The organism is Plantactinospora sp. B24E8 (assembly GCF_039871735.1).
Classification (GTDB): domain Bacteria; phylum Actinomycetota; class Actinomycetes; order Mycobacteriales; family Micromonosporaceae; genus Plantactinospora.
In genome coordinates this window covers 81,038-101,179 of record NZ_JBDPMH010000002.1, presented here as the reverse complement: position 1 = coordinate 101,179, position 20,142 = coordinate 81,038, and the positions used below count along the sequence as shown (strand labels likewise).

13 protein-coding genes are annotated in these 20,142 nt (G+C 70.9%); 9 read left to right on the top strand and 4 right to left on the bottom strand.

Annotated elements, in window-relative coordinates:
* Positions 1–49: 49 nt before the first annotated feature.
* Positions 50–1,459, bottom strand: a complete 1,410-nt coding sequence (gene eccB / locus ABGB21_RS04410) for a type VII secretion protein EccB (RefSeq protein ID WP_347676437.1) — start codon at positions 1,457–1,459, stop codon at positions 50–52.
* Between the two features lie 48 nt (positions 1,460–1,507).
* Complete coding sequence (eccD, locus tag ABGB21_RS04405) at positions 1,508–2,896, bottom strand: type VII secretion integral membrane protein EccD (RefSeq protein WP_347653181.1); 1,389 nt, start codon at positions 2,894–2,896, stop codon at positions 1,508–1,510.
* A 41-nt stretch (positions 2,897–2,937) separates the two neighbouring features.
* Here eccD and eccCa point away from each other — a divergent pair, with 41 nt between their 5' ends.
* From eccCa to ABGB21_RS04385, 4 genes are all read left to right on the top strand, one after another.
* Positions 2,938–6,909, top strand: coding sequence for a type VII secretion protein EccCa (gene eccCa, locus ABGB21_RS04400; protein WP_347676435.1), 3,972 nt, complete (start codon positions 2,938–2,940; stop codon positions 6,907–6,909).
* Between the two features lie 89 nt (positions 6,910–6,998).
* Complete coding sequence (locus ABGB21_RS04395; protein ID WP_347653183.1) at positions 6,999–9,056, top strand: hypothetical protein; 2,058 nt, start codon at positions 6,999–7,001, stop codon at positions 9,054–9,056.
* 84 nt (positions 9,057–9,140) lie between these two features.
* A complete protein-coding gene (locus ABGB21_RS04390; protein ID WP_347653184.1) occupies positions 9,141–10,811 on the top strand; it encodes a right-handed parallel beta-helix repeat-containing protein in 1,671 nt (556 codons plus the stop codon).
* A 119-nt stretch (positions 10,812–10,930) separates the two neighbouring features.
* A complete protein-coding gene (locus ABGB21_RS04385; protein WP_347676433.1) occupies positions 10,931–11,824 on the top strand; it encodes an IS5 family transposase in 894 nt (297 codons plus the stop codon).
* Positions 11,825–11,911: 87 nt separating this feature from the next.
* Here ABGB21_RS04385 and ABGB21_RS04380 read toward each other — a convergent pair whose 3' ends face one another.
* Entirely contained in the window at positions 11,912–13,552 is a 1,641-nt protein-coding gene (locus tag ABGB21_RS04380) for a glycosyltransferase 87 family protein (protein ID WP_347676431.1), read from the bottom strand.
* Positions 13,553–13,691: 139 nt separating this feature from the next.
* Between ABGB21_RS04380 and ABGB21_RS04375 the strand changes: the two genes are divergently transcribed.
* From ABGB21_RS04375 to ABGB21_RS04355, 5 genes are all read left to right on the top strand, one after another.
* Positions 13,692–14,780: a hypothetical protein gene (locus ABGB21_RS04375; protein ID WP_347653186.1), complete on the top strand. Its 1,089-nt coding sequence runs from the start codon at positions 13,692–13,694 to the stop codon at positions 14,778–14,780.
* Between the two features lie 22 nt (positions 14,781–14,802).
* A complete protein-coding gene (locus tag ABGB21_RS04370; RefSeq protein ID WP_347676429.1) occupies positions 14,803–16,044 on the top strand; it encodes a sialidase family protein in 1,242 nt (413 codons plus the stop codon).
* A gap of 136 nt (positions 16,045–16,180) precedes the next feature.
* On the top strand, positions 16,181–17,266 hold the full coding sequence (locus tag ABGB21_RS04365; RefSeq protein WP_347676427.1) for an exo-alpha-sialidase: 1,086 nt from the start codon (positions 16,181–16,183) through the stop codon (positions 17,264–17,266).
* Positions 17,267–17,268: 2 nt separating this feature from the next.
* Entirely contained in the window at positions 17,269–17,544 is a 276-nt protein-coding gene (locus ABGB21_RS04360; RefSeq protein ID WP_347653189.1) for a ubiquitin-like small modifier protein 1, read from the top strand.
* Between the two features lie 231 nt (positions 17,545–17,775).
* Entirely contained in the window at positions 17,776–18,927 is a 1,152-nt protein-coding gene (locus tag ABGB21_RS04355; protein WP_347653190.1) for a magnesium and cobalt transport protein CorA, read from the top strand.
* Between the two features lie 48 nt (positions 18,928–18,975).
* Here ABGB21_RS04355 and ABGB21_RS04350 read toward each other — a convergent pair whose 3' ends face one another.
* Positions 18,976–20,100 (bottom strand): magnesium and cobalt transport protein CorA, encoded by a 1,125-nt coding sequence (locus ABGB21_RS04350; protein ID WP_347653191.1) that lies wholly within the window; start codon positions 20,098–20,100, stop codon positions 18,976–18,978.
* Positions 20,101–20,142: the final 42 nt, after the last annotated feature.

Sequence of the window (20,142 nt, the reverse complement as noted above, 5' to 3'; positions counted from 1 at the left end):
GTGGATGGTCGGCGCCACGGAAATATCGATGCGGACCCGATGCTAACGGTCAGGGTCCGTCCGTCGCCAGAGCCAATACCCCGAGAGCCGGCCCCTGGCTCAGCCGTTCGACGACCGTGCTCGGCTGCGGCACCGCGGGCACGCCCTGATAACCGAGCCGGTTGAGCGCATCCGAGGAGGCGACCGGGTACCGCCACCCCGTTTCGGTCACCAGGTAGACCGTGCCGTCGGCCGCCGTCGGCGTCGCCATCGCCCGTACCAGTACGCCTCGGCCCGGTGCGACCACGACCTCGTCGGCGAGCGGGGTACCGGCCGCGGAGGCGCGGGCGGTCGGAGCGGTTCCGGCGGACGGGTCCCGGGTCGGCACCAGCCCGCCGACGGTGATCTGTCGCCGATCCGTACCGTCCGCGCTCACCGTGCAGGCCACGCCACGGCTGCGGTCGGCCGGCACCATGAAGGGCAGCGAATCGTCCCCGCCCAGCGGCGACGGTGTCGGTTCCAGTTGGGTGACCCCGGCGAGTTGTACCGGGTTGAGCGTCACCGGGGGCGAGGTGTCGTCGGCGGTGGCGCGAATCAGCGCCTCCTGGAGCTTGGAGATCGGCTGGACGCCGGTCGGTCGGGCGACGAAGGTCCGGATCCGGTCCCCGTCCGCGACGGTGAGGATCTGGCCCACCTTCAGCTGGCCGAGACCGGCGACCTTGCCTCCCCGCCCGGTGATCTCCAGCTTGCCGAGGGCAGGCCCGGTCGGGACCGTGGCCAGCCACGCCGGGCTGACCGGCAGTGTGTCGACCTGGTTGATCCGCAGTGCCTGGCTCACCGTCGGAGGGTCCTGTACCTCGTGTCGGCGTCCGGCGTGGATGACGCTGAGCTGACCGGTCGAGGTGTCGCTGACCGCGAGTGCCTCGTCGACCCTCAGCTGTGCCGGTGGGCCGCTGGGACCGGCCGAGGGCGTGACACCCACCAGGACCACCGCCTGCGGCCGGGCGCCCGGGCGCCCGTCGGGCCGGACGCAGACCGCCCACGGGGTGGTCAGCAGGTCCCGGGCGGACGGTAACGCGGACGGGGCACCGGGTATCCCGACGGTCATGCCCCGCGGCCAGGTCAGCGAGGCCCGGGCGACGCGGATCGGCTTCTCCGACACGCCACGCAGCAGCGCGGCGGACGCGAAGTTCTCGACGGGGTACAGCACCCCGTCGCCACAGACGTAGGGGGCACCGCTCTCGGCCTCGATGATGATGCGTTCACAGGTCCGCCACTGCTTGTTGCCGGCGGGTCGGATGAAGCCGTAGATGCCGACCACGGCGACGGCGATCACCAGCATCATCACCGAGACCAGGGTGGCGCCGGCCAACCGCCGGCCGGACCACTCCAGCGGATCCGGCTGATGGGTCACGAACGACGTGACCAGCCGCCGGTGCAGGAACTGCCGGGAGTGGATGAGGTCCCGCCGCGTCAGCATCGCACCGCTCCCCCCGCACCACGCCGCCGGCCTCGGTCGACCGACGGCTCAGCCACTGAGACCCCGCACGTAGCCGAAGAGCCCGGTCACCGCCGCGGCCAGCACGGCGCTGATCGAGATCAGAACGAACTCGGTGATGTCACCGACCCGGCCGAGCTGCGGTGAGGCCTGCCGCACGGCGTAGGTCCGACCGGCCACGAACGCTCCCGCGCCGGCGAACAGTGCCGTCGCCAGCGTGACCGGCACCAGCCGGGCCCGGTCCCCCGTCGAGACGTCCAACCAGGTCAGGATCGCCAGCGCCACGACGCCGAGTCCGGCGGTGGACAGCAGCGGGAGCCGGTGCCGGACCGCGACGAACGCGCGTGTCCGCAGGGCACACACCAGCACCACCGTGGCGGCGAGGAACCAGGCGACGAGGTCGGCCGTACCTGCCAGCACGGCGACGCTACCCAGCAACGTCGCGCAGACCCCCCAGAGCAGGCCGGTCAGCACGCTGTCGCCGCGTCCTACCAGGACGGCGATCTGAACTGGTGCCGGAAACGGCTCGTCGGGGCCCACCTCGGCGGCCGGCCTCGGTACGTTCGGCACCGGCATGCCCGCCTGGTACAGGGCGATCCGGGGTAGCCACGGGGAGGCGAGCAGCAGCACGAGGGCGGTGCCGGCGGCGACGGCCGGGACCGTGGTGACCGTACTCAACATCGTGCCCAGGCCACCGAACAGGCCACACACGGCGGTCGCCAGATGCAGCTCCGAATACGCCCGGAGCGCGATCAGGTTCAGTACCCCGACCAGCAGCAGCGTGGCGCAGCCGACCACCAGCGCGTCCCGACCCACCCGCGGCGCACCGGTCACCAGCAGTACGGACCCGAGTACGGCGTAGCCGTATCCCGCGATCGACATCACCAGCGGAACGTTCTCGTGCTGCGGCATCCGCGCCACGACCACGGCGCCGACCAGGGTGAGGAGTGCGGCACACACCGACGCGACGCCCGCAGCCGTCCACGGTGGACCCGCCGTACCGGCGACCAGGAGCCCCAGTGCCAGCAGCAGGGCGGTCGCGGCGCCTCCAGCGAGCCGGGTGTGTCGGTCGTTCCAGGTCGCACCGGCACGTTTGGCCTCCTGGCCGACCGCCTCGGCCAGGTCGTCGAAGGCGGGCTCGGGCCAGTGCTGGTCCTGCGGCGAGAGCAGCAGGGTCTCGCCGTCGACCACGCCGGACGCCTGCAGCGAGCGCGTCGAGTCGAGCAACCGCCCGTCGACCCTGCGCAACACCCAGCCGTGGTGTGCAATTCCCTCGTCCGCGAGGCCGTTGCCGCCATGCCGCAGGAGCGTCGGTAGCAGGGTCACCAGGGGAAGGTGCCGGGGCACTGAGAGGTCGGCACGTCGCTGCGGACTCAACAGTACGATGCGGGTCAGCCCCAGCCTTGCCGTCTGCGCCATGACGCTCCACAACGATCGGTTTTCCTACGGAGGTTTCGGCCGTGAGCATGGTAGTCCGCAAGCGTCCGGCGCGACGGCCAGCGCCGCCGTATCCCACCGGTGAGATCGTGCTCGAGCCGGCCCCGGAGATTCCGGCGCCGAGTGGACGCGGCTGGGCGCACCTGATGATGCTGCTGCCGATGCTCGCGGGCTCGCTGGCCCTCGCGCTGATGTTCGCCGGTCAGCGCGGCGGTCCGCTGGCCTATGTGACGGGTGCTCTCTTCGGGGTGTCCGCGCTCGGCATGCTGCTGGTCCAACTCTCGATGTACGGCGGCGGCGCGAGCAAGCAGGAGATGCACAACCAGCGCCGGGAGTTCCTGTGGGACCTGGACGCGTGCCGGCGGGCCGTCCGGCGGACGATACGGGACCAGCGCGGCGCCGAGTACTACCGTCATCCCGACCCGGGCGGGCTGTGGGCGCTGACCGACAGTGCCCGGCTCTGGGAGCGTCGCCGTGGTGACCTGGACTACTGCCTGGTCCGGCTGGGGCTGGGCCCGCGCGAGCTGGCGACTCGGCTGGTGGCCGGCCCGGACACGCCCCCCGAGCGGGCCGAGCCGGTCGCCGCGGCGGCCCTGCGACGGTTCCTCGGGACCTACCGCGAGGTCTCCGACCTGCCGGTGGTCCTCGCGCTCAACGGGTTCGGCCGGATCTACGTACGGGGCGACCTTTCCCGGGCCCGCGCGATGGTACGGGCGTTGCTGGCCCAGGCGGCCACCTTCCACGCGCCCGAGGACCTGCTTGTGGCGGTCTGCGTCGGCGGCGGTGCCCGGGCCCGGTGGGAGTGGACGAAGTGGCTCCCGCACACCCAGCACCCGGAGGCGGTCGACGCGCTGGGACCGCTGCGCCTCATCGCGCCCGGGATCGTCGGGCTGGAGGCGATGATGGAACAGCTCCTGGCGCCGCGTCCGCGCTTCGATCCGAGCGCGCCCGACTCGCAGCACGGCGGGCCGCACATCGTCGTCGTGGTCGACGAGGGCGACATCGGTGGCGCCGACTACCTCACCGCGGAGAGCGGCGTGGAAGGGGTCACCGTGGTCGACCTGTCGACCGAGCCACCCCGCAACCTCGACCGGGCGAACCTCGTGTTGGAGATCGGGGACGACGGGCAGCTGACCGCCCGGACCTTCGACGGCACCCGCGACCTGGGAAACGCCGACCAACTCGGCCTGGTCGCGGTGGAGGCGCTGGCGCACCAACTGGCGCCGCTGCGGCTCGCCGCCGCAGGCGGGTCGGAGCGGACGATGAACGCGGAGCACGGCCTGACCGACCTGCTCGACATCGCCGACCCGCGGACCGTCGACGTGGAGGAGCACTGGGCTCCCCGGCCGACCCGCAAGCGGCTGCGGGTGCCGATCGGCGTCGGTCCGGGCGGGGAGCAGATCGAGCTGGACCTGAAGGAGTCCGCGCAGGACGGCATGGGCCCGCACGGCCTGCTCATCGGGGCGACCGGCTCCGGGAAGTCGGAACTGCTCCGTACCCTCGTGCTCGCGCTGGCCGTGACCCACCCGCCGGAGACGCTGAACTTCGTACTCGTCGACTTCAAGGGGGGCGCGACCTTCACCAAGTTGGACCTGCTCCCCCACACCAGCGCGGTCATCACCAACCTGGCCGACGAACTGCCCCTGGTCGACCGGATGACCGACGCGGTCAACGGCGAGCTGGTTCGGCGGCAGGAACTGCTCCGCAAGGCGGGCAACTACCTGTCGCAGCGGGACTACGAGCGGGCCCGGGCGGCCGGTGCGCCGCTGGCACCGCTGCCCAGTCTCTTCGTCGTCTGTGACGAGTTCAGTGAGCTGCTCTCCGCCAAGCCGGACTTCATCGACATGTTCGTGCAGATCGGCCGGCTCGGACGGTCGCTCGGCATTCACCTGCTCTTGGCCAGCCAGCGGCTGGAGGAGGGCCGACTGCGCGGTCTCGACACGCACCTGTCGTACCGGATCGGGCTGCGGACGTTCTCCCCCGGGGAGAGCCGGGCCGTGCTCGGGGTGTCGGACGCCTACGAACTCCCCCGGGCTCCGGGACACGGCTACCTGAAGTTCGGCACCGAGCCCATGATCCGCTTCCGTGCCGCGTACGTCTCGGGGCCCTGGCGCGGCCACGAAGAGATCGGGACCGCCGGACCGGAGCCTGAGGTCTTCGAGTTCCACTCCGGCTACGTGGTGCAGGCCGACCCCCGGGAGACCAGCGTGTCGGCGGGCGAGGAGGACCTCGACGAGGACGTGGAGACGCCGGGGGCACAGTCCCTGCTGGACATCCTGACCGCGCGGCTCGCCGGCAAGGGCGGTCCGGCACACCAGGTCTGGCTCCCCCCGCTGGCCGAGCCGCCGTCGTTGGACGAGCTGACCGGTGCGGCGCAGACGCATCCGCAGCGCGGCCTCGGGGTGGCGGACGAACAACTCGCCGGACAGTTGCTGGTGCCGGTGGCGGTCGTCGACAAACCCTTCGAGCAGCGCCGGGACACTCTGACGCTGGACCTGTCCGGCGCCAGCGGGCACGTGGCGATCGTCGGGGCGCCGCAGTCCGGCAAGAGCACCCTGCTGCGTACGCTCATCTGTTCCCTGGCCCTCACCCACACGCCACGCGAGGTGCAGCTGTACTGCCTGGACTTCAGTGGCGGCAGCCTGGCCTCGCTCCAGGGGCTGCCGCACCTCGGCGGGGTCGCGCCGCGACGCGACGTCAACCGGGTACGCCGTACCGTCGCCGAGGTGGTCGAGGTGCTCAACCACCGCGAACAGCTCTTCGTCGAGCGCGGCATCGACTCGATGGCGACGTTCCGCCGCCTGCGCCGGGCGGGCGAGCTGGCCGAGGAGCGCCACGGCGACGTGTTCCTGGTCGTCGACAACTGGCAGACCCTGCGCACCGAGTTCGAGGATCTCGAGGAACGGGTCGGCGACCTCGCCAACCGCGGCCTGTCGTACGGGATCCACATCGTTGCGAGCAGCTCCCGGTGGTTCGACCTGCGTGGCTCGATCCGGGAGCTGTTCGGCACCAAGCTGGAGCTGCGGCTCGGTGACCCCTCGGACTCGTACATCGACCGGCGGTCGGCGGCGAACGTACCGGAGCAGAGCCCGGGTCGGGGCATCACCCCGGACGGCCACCAGAGCCTGGCAGCGTTGCCCCGGATCGACGGCCGACACGACGCCGCCGACCTCGCCGACGGCACCCGGGCGCTGGTCCAGGCCGTACGGGAGGCGTGGCGGGGGCCGACGGCACCGCCGGTCCGGCTGCTTCCGCAACGGGTGGAATACCAGGAGCTGCTCGTGGGCAGCCCGGACCAGCCCGGAATCCCGATCGGGATCGCCGAGCACGACCTGCAGCCGGTGCGGCTCGATCTCACCGCCGGCGACCCGCACCTGATCCTGCTCGGGGACAACGAGTGCGGCAAGTCCACCTTCCTGCGCGTTCTCGCCCGCGGCATCGTCGACCGGTACGGCTCGAAGGACGCGAAGATCATCGCCATCGACTACCGGCGCGCGCTGCTCGGCGCGGTCCCGGACACCCACCTGCTCGGCTACGGCACCTCGGGCGAGGTCAGCGCCCGCATGATCCAGGACGCCGCGACGGTGATGCAGGAGCGGTTGCCCGGGCCGGACGTCACCGCCGAGCAGTTGCGGGAGCGCAGTTGGTGGAAGGGGCCGGAACTGTTCGTGCTCGTCGACGACTACGACCTCGTCGCCACGGACCGCAATCCGCTGGCCCCGCTCCACGACCTGCTCGCACAGTCCCGGGAGATCGGCCTCCACCTCGTCGTCGCCCGCCGGGCCGGCGGCGCCAGCCGGGCCTTCTATGACCCGATCCTCAAGCGCCTCCGTGAGCTGGCCAGTCCGGGGATCATGATGTCGGGCGACCGCGAGGAGGGTGTCCTGATCGGCAGCGTACGTCCCGGGCCGCTGCCGGCCGGTCGGGGTTGGCTGGTGACCCGGAAGGAGGGCACCCGGCTCATCCAGTGTGGCTGGCTGGAGCCCGTCGCCTGAACCGGGGTCGTCTGATCGCGACGAAAGCCTGTCTCCAATGGCCGTCCGGCGCTAGTCTCAGCATCGATCTGGGGGCGAGGGGGTTTCGCATGCCGTACCGAATCACGGTCGAGGACACCAACGCGCTGAGTGAGTTCAGCCGACGGGTCAGGTCCGGCGACGTGACGGGACTGGACACCGATGCCGGTCCGAACAGGCTGCTCGAACCGGCCCAGATCCTGCAGAACGTGCCGGTGCCGGACGGCGGCGTCAAGTTCCTGGAGGCACGCTACTTCGCCGCCAACGCGGTCGCGCAGAGCACGGCGCTGGGCTCCTACGCCCGGGATGTCGTCACCGGCGTCAACGACATGGCACTGTTCACGCTCGGGGCGCACTACCGGTACACCACGGCCGACCTGGAGAGCGCCGACGAGCTCCGCAAGGTCGAGGAGCGGCTCCGAAAGGTGGAACTGGCGGGCCCGAAGGACCTGCACCAGCCCCGCGCGCCGTACGCCGACCGGGGCTGGGACGAGGTGGAGAAGCTCCGCGAAGCGCACCGCGCGGGTATGGCCGCCGCCATTACCCAGGCGAACGACTACTACGCCGGCTCGGAGACAGCGACCGGGGACCGCGGCACGACGGACTGGTGGGCGGGCCTGAATTCAGACGATCCACTCACCTCTGGGGAGGTCTACAAGCGGGTCTTCAGGACGGTCATCAACGAACCGGGCGGCGTGATCACCAGCCTGGCCAACGGGTGGGGGAACGTGGCCACCCGGCTCGGCAAAGTCGCGTCCCAGGTCCGCAAGGAGGCCGACGACCTCAAGGGCGGCTGGGACGGCCCTTCCGCCGGAATGTTCATCCAGCGGACGAACGAGTCGGTCTCCTCGATGACCGAGTGGGCTCGGGTCACCGAGTGGCGCGCCGACTGGATGCGCTACATCCAGGCCGAGCTCGCCGAGGTGCAGGACGAACTGGAGAGCAGAGTTCTGGACTACCAGCGGTACAAGGCGCAACAGGTGGAGGCGCAGCACGGCTTGACCGTTGAATACGGGGTGTGGATGCCCGTCCTCCTCGAGGCCCTCAACCTCCTGCGGGGACTCGACATCTGGGCGGCCGTGCGGGCCAGTGGGCTGGGTCAGGCCTTTCTCAGTGGTGGCGCCTGGGTGTCGTTGCCGAGGTATCCGGCGCTGCCGGAGCAGCAGGGGCCGCCGCCGGGTTACCAGGCGGACGGCCGGCGGGGGACCCCGGGCGGACCGGGTGGACCGGGAGTGCCCGGCGGCGGTGCCCCGAAAGTGCCCGGTGGTGGCGCGCCGGCGGTACCCACCGGCCACCAGGCCGCGCTGCGGAAACAACAGGAGGATCTGCGGAAGCAGGCCCAGCGACTGCGCGACGAGCAGGAGCGTCGACAGAAGGAGTACAACGACGCCGTACGCAAGCTCAACGAGGACGCGAAGAAGCAGCAGGATGCGCTGAACCAGCAGCAACAGGACCTCCAACAGCAGCAGAAGCAGCAGCAGGAGCAGTTGGGAGGGCAGCCGCCGGTGGGTCAGCAGCCGGAGATGCCCGGACAGCAGGACCTGGCGGACATGCGCCGGCAGCTCGACGACCTTCTCGGACAGCAGCCGCAGCCCGGCGACGTCGGCGCACCCCCGGCCTTCGTCCCCCCTCCGCTGCCCGACGGGATCGGGGACGGTCTGGGCAGCGTCGGAGCCGGCGTCCCGGGCCTCGGGTCCATCGGTGCCGGCCTCGCCGGGTCGGGGATCGGTGGCGCTCGGTCAGTCAACCCGACCGGCATCCCCACCTCCGGTGCGGTGGACCTGATGGGTCGGACCGGCGGGACGGCCGCGACGACCGGCGTCGGCGGCACAGCTCTCAGCGGTCGGGCCACCCCCGGTCCAGCCGGCGCCCCTTTCCTGCCGCCCATGCACCCGCCGATGGCCGGCGCTGGTGGCGGGTCACCGGCGCTGGGTGGCCGACGCAACCGGCCCGTCCTGCCGGGCGAGGCGCCGCACCAGCCGGCGGCGAAGCCACGCGTCGTCGATCCCGAGGGCGACGGTACGACCGCGGCCCGGCGATACCGCGACGGTGACCGTCGGGCGGTGGTGACCGATCCGGTCCGGACTCCGGAGGTGGACGCCGGGCAGGCACTGGGCCGACTGGCCTGACGCCGCGTCCGGTCTCGACCGGTTTCCGTCCTGCTAGAGTCCCTTCAGGAACTTCGTCGCTTTCCCAATCCCCCCTGCGGAGCCATGACACACAACGTTCAGGTCTCGGCTGCCTTGCCCGGGGCGTACCCCACCATCAACGACGCGGTCCAGCAGGCCCCCGACGGATCCGCGATCACGGTTGCGCCCGGCGAGTATCACGAGAACCTGACCCTCAGCGGTCGTCGGCTGAGCATCGTCGCGAGCGGCGGGGCGGGCACGGTGACGGTGGTGGCCCGGAATCCGGCAGCGCCGGTGTTCGACTGCCGGCAGTCCACTGTCGAGTTAGCTGATTTGGTTCTACAGGGGGCGGACGCACCGACCGTGAGTGCCGCTGGCGGCTCCACCACGATGCGCGACTGTGTCGTCGTCGCCGGCCCAGCCGCAGCCGTACGGGTGAGCTCCCGCGGCCGGTTCGAACTGACCCGGTGCAAGGTGTCACAGGCCCACGTCGGTCTCTACCTCGACAACTGCGAAGGCACCGTCACCGACTGCCAGATCACCAACGTGGTGGAGGACGGGGTCATCATCCGCTCCGCCGACCCGGTGTTGCGTAATTGCACCATCACCGACTGCGGCTACCGGGGCATCTACGTATACGAGTATTCGCGCCCCACGGTGGAGAACTGCGAGGTGGCCCGGGTCGGTGAGGTAGGCATCGCGGTTGCCCAGCAGAGTGCGCCGGTCCTGCGCGGTTGCTGGGTGCACGACGCCGGCGGGGTCGGCATCAGCCTGGGCGTCGACTGCGGCGGTGAGCTGGTCGACTGCCGGACCGAGTCGACCGCCGCCCCCGGTGTCCTGGTACCGCCCGGTTCCCGTGCCGAGGTCACCACCAGCGACCGCCGCCGCCGGGCCCAGATCGGGGCCAGCGAGCGCGCCGGGGCGGCCGACGACGGCAAGGTGGACCGGCTGCTCACCGAACTCGACGGACTGATCGGGCTGCCCGGGGTGAAACGCGAGGTCCGGGCGATCGTCGACGAGATCCAGGTGAACGAGTGGCGTCGCAGCGGCGGCCTCACCGTCGCCCCCACCACCAACCACTTGATCTTCGCTGGTGCCCCGGGCACCGGCAAGACCACCGTGGCCAGGCTGTTCGGCCAACTCCTCTCCGCGCTGGGCGTGCTGCCACAGGGTGCGGTCAAGGAGGTGGCCCGCCGGGACCTGGTCGGGCAGTACCTCGGCCACACCGCCGAGAAGACCACCGCCGCGTTCGAGTCGGCGCTCGGCGGGGTGTTCTTCATCGACGAGGCGTACACGCTGTCCCGGTCCTTCGGCTCCTCCGCCGACTTCGGGCAGGAGGCCATCGACACCCTGGTGAAGCTAATGGAGGACCACCGGCACGAGGTGGCGGTCATCGTCGCCGGGTACACCGACGAGATGCGCCAGTTCCTCGACGCCAACCCAGGGCTCGCGTCCCGGTTCAACAAGACAATCGAGTTCGAGAACTACACCAGCGAGGAGCTCGCCCAGATCTTCACCTCGATGGCCGAGTCCAACGAGTACGCGATCACCGAGCCGGTCCGGGACGGCCTGGTTCGGTACTTCGGCGAACGCATGGGCGACCGCAACTTCGGCAACGGCCGCGAGGCGCGCAAGCTCTTCGAGGGCATGCGCAAGACACAGGCGCAGCGCCTGCGCCAACTCCGTCGGATGCCCACCGCCGAGGAGCTCCAGCTGTTGTTGCCGGAGGATCTCGACGAGGCGACGAGCGTCTAGGCCGTGTACCAAAGTCGGTCGGTGACTATTTGGGGAAGTTCGGCGTGTAACAGCCGGTAGATAGTGAGGCCTCCGGTAGATGAGTTTTCGACTAAGAAGACCATCTACACGGAGACCTCGTGACCACTGTAGCGGTGACGAGGCGGCACGACCTGACCGACGCACAGTGGGCGGTACTGGAACCGCTGCTGCCCGCGCCGAAGAAGGCAGGACGGCCGCCGACCTGGACGAAACGGCAGCTCATCGACGGGATCCGGTGGCGGACCCGAGCCGGCGCACCCTGGCGAGACGTACCGCAGTGCTACGGATCGTGGATGGCCGCGTACAACCTGTTCCGCCGCTGGCAGCGCAACGGAACCTGGTCGCGGATCCTGACCGCACTGCAAGCCCTGGCCGACGCCGCCGGCCGGATCGTCTGGGACGTGTCGGTGGACTCGACGATCGCCCGTGCCCATCAGCACGCCGCCGGGGCGCGCAGGAACCCGGACGCCCAGACCGAACCGCCCGGCGGGGTACACACCGAGCCGGCCGATCACGCGTTGGGCCGCTCCCGCGGCGGGCTGACCACGAAGGTGCACCTGGCCTGCGAGCAGGGGCAGAAGCCGCTGTCGATCGTGCTGACCGCCGGGCAGCGCGGGGACAACCCGCAGTTCATCGCGGTGATCGAGGGGATACGGGTGCCCCGGCCCGGTGGTGGCCGGCCCCGTAGCCGCCCGGACCGGGTCCTGGCCGACAAGGCGTACACCAGCAAGGACACCCGCCGCTACCTGCGCCGACGCGGGATCAAGGCGACCATCCCGTCCAAGGCCGACCAGGACGCCAACCGGCGCAAGCTCGGGTCCAAGGGCGGGCGCCCACCAGCATTCGACCCGGAGATCTACAAGCAGCGCCACGCCGTGGAGTGCGGCATCAACCGGCTCAAACGCAACCGATCGGTCGCGACACGGTTCGACAAGCTCGCCGTCCGCTACGAAGCCACCGTGCACATCGCCGCGATCAACGAATGGCTATGAACCCGACTTTGGTACACGGCCTAGGGCACGCCCGGGCCAGACCGGCCGGCCGGACGAGGTCCGGCTCGGCATCCGCTCCGCCACCGGCTACCCGCCCTGGAGTTCGGAACCGTAGGTGGCGATCGGCCGGCCGTCGACACCGTACGCGGTCAACTGCCCGTGTGCCAGGCTCGCCGACCGGAATGAGAAGAGCCACTGCCCCGGATAGACCGGCAGCAGGGGGATGTCCCGGGCGGCGCCGCCCGGCGCGGACCGGTACTCCAGCCGGTGGATGGTCGCGTCGACGACACCGCTGATCCGTACCTTGGTCGGTTCGGTCGCGCGTCCGAACCGGATCGGCGCGCCGGCACCGAACTCGGCGCACTGCGCACGGCTCCGGCAGACGAAGAAGTATCGCGGGTTCGGCACGTCGGTCAAGGCGTACGCCTTGAAGGTCGGGTCGGCGCCGGCCGGCAGCGGCTGTACGGCGAAGAAGGCGACCGCGACGGTCGCGGCGGTGCCGGCCCGGAGCCAGCCCCGGGCGGCGGAGGTACGTCTGCCGGCGACCACCGCAGCGACGGTGAGCCCGCCGAAGCCGGTCACACAGACGGTGATGACCGCGAACGAGCGGGAGTTCTCGAAGAGGAACTGCATGCCCGGGGTCAACGCCACGTCGCCGAGCAGCACGCCGAGGGAGAACACCAGCACGGTCAGCAGCATCATCCCGGCCACCCGGCGCGCGATGCCGTACGCGCCGATCAGGAGCATCGCGGCCAGCACCGGCCAGATCTGGTGGTGGGTCCAGGAGACCGGTGAGGCCGCGACGGTCGCGCAGCCGACGAGTACGGCGGCGTGGGTACCGTGCCCGGCGAACTGCAGTTGTCGGGCCCGTAGCAGCGCCAGTCCGCAGATCACCAGCACCAGGGCGGCCCAGAGCAGGGGGAGGGTCCCGCCGTCGACACCGGCCCGGAGCAGCATGCCGTGCACGGACTGGTTGCCGAGCGAGGCGAGGTTGCCGACCCGGTCGGTGTTCAGCACGGTGCCGGCCCAGAAGGTCCAACTGTCGGCGGGCAGGACAACCGCGCCGAGCGCGGCACAGGCCAGAAAGGTCACACCGGCGCGTACGGCGTCCCGGTACCGACGGGAGAACAGGAAGAAGACCAGGAACAGCAGTGGGGTGAGTTTGATCGCGGCGGCGAGCCCGACCAGGACACCCCGGTACCGGGCCGGGGTGAGTCCCACCCCGTCGACCAGGGCCAGCAGCACGACGAAGACGCTCACCTGCCCGAACCGCAGGTTGCTCTGCGCCGGCGCGGAGACCATCAGCGCGCAGGCGATGGCGGGGACGATCACGGCACGCCGGTCCGGTCGGCCGAGGGCACGACCGGTCACCATCGCGATGGCGGCGACCGCCGCGCAGGTCAGGGCCAGCCAGACCAGCTGTACGACACGCTCGGGCACCGGTCCGATGGGACCGAGGAGCAGCGCGGCGAACGGCGGATAGGTGAACGGGCCGCCGTTCGGGGCGGCGTAGTCGTACAGCGGATGTCCGGCCTGGAGGTGTCGTACGGCCCCTCGGTAGATGTGCAGATCTGACAGCCGCTCCCAGCCCGGTCGGCGCAGCACGAGCACCGACGAGACGACCGCCGTCCCGGCGAAGAGTGCCCAGAGCCCCGGACCGGGCCAGGACCGGGCCGTTCCCCGGTCTGACGGCGGCCTCGACGGTGGCCGCGCCGTCCGGTGTGTCATGGCGCGAGTCTAGAGTCCCGGCGCCCCTCCGGTTCGCCTCGCACTCTTGCGGATCCTTCGGAGGATGTGGCAGTTTCTTTCTCACTCAGTTCGGTAAATGCAAGTAATTGACTATCGGAGGCGACCGATGGCAGCGGCGATGTCGCGACGGAACCTGTTGGCCACCGGTGGCGGAGTGACGCTCGGCGCCGTTGTCAGCGCTGCCGCCCCGGCCGCCGCCGCCCCCGGATCGTCGGCGCCGCGGGCAGTCTCGGCCGAGCGGGGAATATCCGCGGCACGGGAAGGCTACGCGGCGGCGGCGCTGCCGGACTCACCAAGGTTCGACCTCACCGACGGCTCGGATCCGCTCTTCCGGGAGAAGCCGCTGCGCAACGGGACGGTGCTGCAGTCGTTCGGGTTCGACAACATCAACCGGCGAATCTACGTCGCGCAGGTGCTCCAGGGCGGCCTGCAGCTCGCCGAGCCGGCGCCGGTCAGCGGCGCGGCCCGCAACGCGGCCGGCGACCTCTGCGTGACCCAGCTCGACTTCGCCGGTAACCAACTCGGTCAGATGTACCTGCTCGGCTTCGGACACGGCGTGTCGATCGGTGCCGAGCCGGTCGGCTCGGGCACGTACCTCTGGACCGAGGTGGACGCCGCACCGGCCGGCGAGAGCGCCCGGGGCACCCGGCTGGCCCGGTTCCCGTTTGTCAACCGTGCCGTGCTGACGAACTCCTCACCGATGGAGAAGCACAGTCCGATCGCCGGGGCCACCAACACCACCGCCTCGGTCGACGCCGTGCACAACCGACTGATCATGCGTTACTCGCTCGGTGGACGGATGCGGATCTCCGCCTTCGACCTGACCGCGGTCAAGGCCGGTACGTACACCCCGTTGGCGACCGTCGACGAGCCGGCCGTGGTCGCCGCCGAACGACCGTTCCAGGGCTACACCAGCTTCGGCCGCTACCTCTATCTGCTGGAGGGCAGCGCGTACGGCACGTACGACTCGGTCGAGGCAGAGCATGGCAACATGCACATCACCACCGTCGACCTGAACACCGGCGCGGTGGTACAGCGGGCGTGGTCGCAGGCGGGCTACTCACTGTCGTTCCGGGAGCCGGAGGGGATGGCGGTGCAGCTCACCAACGCCGCCGACCCGGCCACCGCACGGCTCTGTTTCGGCTTCGCCTCCCGGGACGCGCCGAACCGACTGGCCAGCATCTACTACAAGGACCTGCTGGTCTGACGACGATCGGGAAGGAGACCCGGTGCGAAGCTGGCGGAACAGTACGGCGGTGATGCTGGTCGGTTGCCTGGTGGTCGGCATGGCGGTGGCGGGCGGCCCCGCCGTCGCGGCGCCGGCCAGCCACAGCGAGCGGCTGCTCTTCGACGGCGGCGGCGGCGAATCGCTCAACGGCATCACGTACCACTCGTTCCGGATTCCGTCCCTGGTGCGGACCAGGTCCGACACCCTGCTCGCGTTCGCCGAGGGCCGGGCCGCGGACAACCGGGACTGGGGCAACATCAACCTGGTCTACAAGCGTTCGACGGACAACGGCGCCACCTGGTCCGCCCTGCGTGAGGTGGTCGGCGCCGGGCAGGGGACCTGGGGAAACCCGACCGCGGTCGTCGACCGGGACACCGGCACCGTCTGGATGTTCATGTCCTGGAACCCGGCCGGTTACAGCCAGAACGGCGACGCCGGCACCACCCGGATCACCGCCTGGGAGCACCGCAAGGTGTACGTCTCCCGCAGCACCGACGACGGACTGAGCTGGACCGACCCGGTGGACATGAGCGCGTCGCTCAAGCCGAGAACGTTCGGCAACGGCACGACCTGGGCCTGGGACGCGATGGGTCCCGGAGTCGGCGTCCAGACCTCGACCGGCCGGCTGGTGATCCCGGCGCTGCACCGCAACATCTACAGCGACGACCACGGCACGACCTGGAAGGTGCAGCGACTGACCAGCGCCGGCGGCGGCTACCAGGAGGGTACGAGCGAGGGCACCGTACTGGAACTCCGGGACGGACGACTCATGCGCAACGACCGGGCCGTGGGCTCGGTCTGGGAGGCCGCGAAGCGCCGATGGGTGGCCCGTGGGACCGTCGAGGGCGGCTTCGACACCTTCGCCCCCGATCCGACCCTGCTGGACCCCCGCGCCCAGGGTTCCATCCTGCGGTACAACACCGACTCGCCGACCCGGATCGTCTTCCTGAACTCGGCCAGTACCGAGACCCGGACGAAGATGACCGTACGGATCAGTTACGACGAGGGGCGGAGCTGGCCGGTGTACCGCCGGTTGAGCGACGCGCCGCTGCCCGCCTGGTCCGGACTGGGCGGCGGCAACGTGGCCGAGGGAGGTTACTCGAGCCTGGCCAAGACGGCGGACTACCACGTCGGGGCGTTGGTCGAGGTCAACGAGAACACCAGTGCCAGCGACACCTCACGCCGTTCGATCGTGTTCCGCAAGTTCAACCTGCCGTGGATGCTCAACGGCACACCGGAGTGACCCCGGCCCCGGATGGCCGGTGACAGTCGAACCGCGCCCCCGACCCGCCGGGCTCCGGGCTCGGCGGGTCATTTCTGTCGGTGACGGTCGCCATACTGGCCGGCGACCACCTTCCGTGACGGAAAGGAAACCGATCATGACAGTCCTGCTCGCGATCGGCACCGGCAAGGGTCTCTTCCTCGCCACCAGCGAGGACGGCCGGGCCAGTTGGCAGGTGAGTGGCCCACACTTCCCGATGACCGGGGTCTACTCGGTCGCCATCGACACCCGCCGGTCCACTCCCCGGCTGCTCGCCGGAGTCACCAGTTCCCACTTCGGCCCGAGCGTCGCCACCAGTGACGACCTCGGCGCGACCTGGCAGGAGCCCGCCGAGGCACCGCTGGCGTTTCCCGCCGACGCCGGGGTCAGCCTGGAACGGGTGTGGCAGCTCGCCCCCGGCCCGGCCGACGAGCCGGACGTGGTCTACGCGGGCACCCAGCCGTCCGCGCTCTTCCGGTCGGTCGACCGCGGCGTCCACTACGAGCTGGTCCGCCCGCTGTGGGACCACCCGCACCGCAAACAGTGGGAGGCGGGCTTCGGCGGCCAGGCGATCCACACCGTGCTGCCGCATCCGACCGACCCGGCCCGGATCCTCGTCGCCATGTCGACGGGCGGGGTCTACGCGACGGACGACGCCGGTGCGACCTGGCACCCCCAGAACACCGGCATCCGGGCGTACTTCCTGCCCGACGAGTGGCCGGAGTTCGGCCAGTGCGTGCACAAGGTGGCCCGGGACGCCGCGAATCCCGAACAGCTGTACGCGCAGAACCACCACGGCGTCTACCGCTCCGGGGACGGGGGCGTCACCTGGGAGTCGATCGCCGACGGGCTGCCGAGCGACTTCGGCTTCCCGATGGTGGCCCATCCGCGCCGGGGCGGCACGATCTTCACCTTTCCCCTGACGGCGGACGGTGAGCGCTTCCCGGTCGGCCGGCGGTGCCGGGTCTTCCGCTCCACCGACGCCGGCCAGACCTGGGAGTCGGCCTCGCGGGGGCTGCCGACCGGGCCCTTCCACCCCGCCGTGCTCCGGGACGCGATGTGCGTGGACGACGGCACCCCGGCCGGGGTCTATTTCGGCACCCGCTCCGGAGAGGTCTACGCCAGCCCGGACGAGGGGGACTCCTGGTCGTTGGTCGCCGCCCACCTGCCCGACGTGCTCTGCGTCCGGGCCGCGCAGGTGTAGCGATGGTGACCGTACTCGTGCCGGCCGCGCTGCGTGGTGAGGTCGCCGGCGAGAGCCAGTTGACGATCACCGCCGCCGGCACGCTCCGCGCCGTCCTCGACGAGATGGCGGAGCACTGGCCGCGTCTGACCCGACGGCTCCGCGACGAGCAGGGCGCGCTGCGCCGGTACGTCAACGTGTACGTCGACGGTGAGGACTGCCGACACGTCGGTGGCCTCGACGCGCCGGTCGGCGAGAACGCCGAGGTCCAGGTGATCCCCTCGGTGGCCGGCGGCTGACCGGCCCCGGCGTTGTCCGTGACTCGGGGTGCGAACGGTCGTTGACCGGCCTAACGTGAAGGAGGTGGTCACCTACCCGGTGCCGGCCGGCCGGATTCCGTTTCCGTGCTCGGCACCGGGTGGCGGTGAGGTGGGCTGGCGGCCCGGTACGGCCGTCGGCCGACCGTGTTGGACCAGCCCTTCCAGGGATCGCCGCACACGTCGACCGGCGTCTCGTTGTGGAGGCTTTGCATGTCCGACTGGCGTTCGCGGGCCCTCCGTCCGGCGAAGCGCGCCCTGCGCCGCTCCCAGGACCGGTACCCGCAGTCGCCACCGGAACTCTCCATGGACCCCCGGGGAGCCGAGCAGGCCCCGCCGGCCGAGGAGAGCGTCGTCACCTCGGCGCTCTACCGGGACGGGCAGCGGATCGACGGGCCGGCCAGTCTGTCGGAGACCTGCCGCCGGCTGCGGGAACAGCCGGGCACGATGGCCTGGATCGGGCTGTACCGGCCGACCGAGCGCCAACTGCTCGCCGTCGCGGAGGAGTTCGGCCTGCACGAGCTCGCGGTCGAGGACGCCATCGTCGCGCACCAGCGCCCGAAGCTGGAGCGGTACGGCGACACCCTCTTCGTGGTGCTCCGGGCCGCCCGGTACCTCGACGAGGCCGAGGAGGTCGACTTCGGCGAGGTGCACGTCTTCGTCGGCGCCAACTTCGTGCTGACCGTGCGGCACGGGCAGGCTCCCGACCTGACCGCGGTCCGTCGCCGGATGGAGAACGACCCCGACCTGCTCCGACGTGGCCCGGAGGCGGTGCTGTACGCGATCCTGGACAGCGTCGTCGACGGCTACGCCCCGGTGGTCGGCGGGCTGCAGAACGACATCGACGAGATCGAGACGGAGGTGTTCGGCGGCGACCCCCGGGTGACCCGGCGGATCTACGAGCTGTCCCGGGAGGTCATCGAGTTCCAGCGGGCGACCCGTCCGCTGCTCGACATCCTGCGCGGGCTGGAGGCGGGGTTCGAGAAGTACGCGACCGACGAGGAGCTGCGTCGTTATCTCGCCGACGTGGCCGACCACGCCACCACCGCCTCGGAGCGGGTGTACGAGTTCCGGCAGATCCTGGCCGACATCCTGACCCTCAACGCCACGCTGGTGTCGCAGGCGCAGAACGAGGAGGTCAAGAACCTCACCCAGGCGAGCTACGCGCAGAACGAGGAGATCAAGCGGATCTCCTCGTGGGCGGCGATCCTGTTCGCCCCGACCCTGATCGGCACCGTGTACGGGATGAACTTCGACCACATCCCCGAACTGCACTGGGTCTTCGGCTACCCGTACGCGCTGTTCCTGATGCTGGTGGTCTGCACCACGCTCTATCTGATCTTCAAACGCCGCAACTGGCTCTGACCGTCAACCAAACCGCCGCCGCCCGGACCGCCGCCGCCCGTGCCGGCCTCACAGCCAGTTGTTCCGGCGGAAACCGCGGTACATCAGCACCGTGCCGACCGCCATCACCAGCAGCACCGCGAAGAAGCCGTACGGCAGCTCCGAGCCGGGGATGACCTCGAAGTTCATCCCGTAGAGGCCGGCGATGAAGGTCTGCACCGCGAAGATCGCCGCCCACGCCGCGATCTTGCGCATGTCGTTGTTCTGCTCCACGCTGACCTGGGCGAGCCGGGCCTGCAGGATCGAGTTGAGCAGGTCGTCGTAGGCGGCCACCCGTTCCACCGTACGCAGCAGCGCGCCGTTGACGTCCCGGAAGTACCGGATCACCGGTCGGGGCAGCACCCGGTCGTCGAGCAGCGCGGCGAGCGGGCGCTGCAACGGGGCGACGGCCCGCTTGAACTCCATCAGCTCCCGCTTGAGCTGGTAGATGTGCGCACTCTGGTCCTGGCGCCGCCCGGCGAAGACCTGCTCCTCGACCGCGTCGATGTCGGCCTCCACGGCGGCGGCGACCTCGACGTACGAGCTGGTGAGCCGGTCGCAGACCGCGTAGCCGACGGCCCACGGGCCGAGCGCGAGCAGCGCCGGTCGGGACTCCAGGTCGGCCCGGACCGGCCGCAACGCGCCCGGTGCGCCGTGCCGGACGGTGATCACGAACGCCGGCCCGACAAAAACGGTGACCACCCCGGTCTCCACCACCTCGGAGGTCTCGGTCAGCTCCGAGTGCTCCACGTACCGGGTGGTCCGCAGCACCAGCACGGTCACCTGGTCGTACCGTTCCACCGCCGGCCGGTGGTCGCGGTTGACCGCGTGCCGGGCGACCAGGTCGTCCAGGCCGAAGGCGCGGGCGATCGGGGCGAAGTCCGCCTCGGTGGGCTCGTGCAGCCCGAGCCAGACGAAGCCCCGGCCGCGCCGGGCCGCAGCCAGCGCCGCCCGGTAGTCGGGTCGTCCCGGCAGCCGACGACCCTCCAGGTACGTCGCGCAGTCGACGATCCGGTCGGCCTCCGGCCCACCCGCCGCGGACGGGTCCGCCGGGGTGTCGTCGACCTGGAACATCCGGGTGAGCACCCGGCGTACCGGCTCGGACCAGCGGATCCGTCCACCGCCCGCACGTCCGTTCCGTTCGTAGCCGGCCATCCCCGCCCGTCCCTTCCTCGCCCGGTTCCGGCCTGCATCGAA

Coding starts and splice junctions, on each gene's coding strand:
- eccB (WP_347676437.1), bottom strand. CDS start 1,459: ATGCTGACGCGGCGGGACCTCATCCACTCCCGGCAGTTCCTGCACCGG.
- eccD (WP_347653181.1), bottom strand. CDS start 2,896: ATGGCGCAGACGGCAAGGCTGGGGCTGACCCGCATCGTACTGTTGAGT.
- ABGB21_RS04395 (WP_347653183.1), top strand. CDS start 6,999: ATGCCGTACCGAATCACGGTCGAGGACACCAACGCGCTGAGTGAGTTC.
- ABGB21_RS04390 (WP_347653184.1), top strand. CDS start 9,141: ATGACACACAACGTTCAGGTCTCGGCTGCCTTGCCCGGGGCGTACCCC.
- ABGB21_RS04380 (WP_347676431.1), bottom strand. CDS start 13,552: ATGACACACCGGACGGCGCGGCCACCGTCGAGGCCGCCGTCAGACCGG.
- ABGB21_RS04375 (WP_347653186.1), top strand. CDS start 13,692: ATGTCGCGACGGAACCTGTTGGCCACCGGTGGCGGAGTGACGCTCGGC.
- ABGB21_RS04365 (WP_347676427.1), top strand. CDS start 16,181: ATGACAGTCCTGCTCGCGATCGGCACCGGCAAGGGTCTCTTCCTCGCC.
- ABGB21_RS04360 (WP_347653189.1), top strand. CDS start 17,269: ATGGTGACCGTACTCGTGCCGGCCGCGCTGCGTGGTGAGGTCGCCGGC.
- ABGB21_RS04355 (WP_347653190.1), top strand. CDS start 17,776: ATGTCCGACTGGCGTTCGCGGGCCCTCCGTCCGGCGAAGCGCGCCCTG.
- ABGB21_RS04350 (WP_347653191.1), bottom strand. CDS start 20,100: ATGGCCGGCTACGAACGGAACGGACGTGCGGGCGGTGGACGGATCCGC.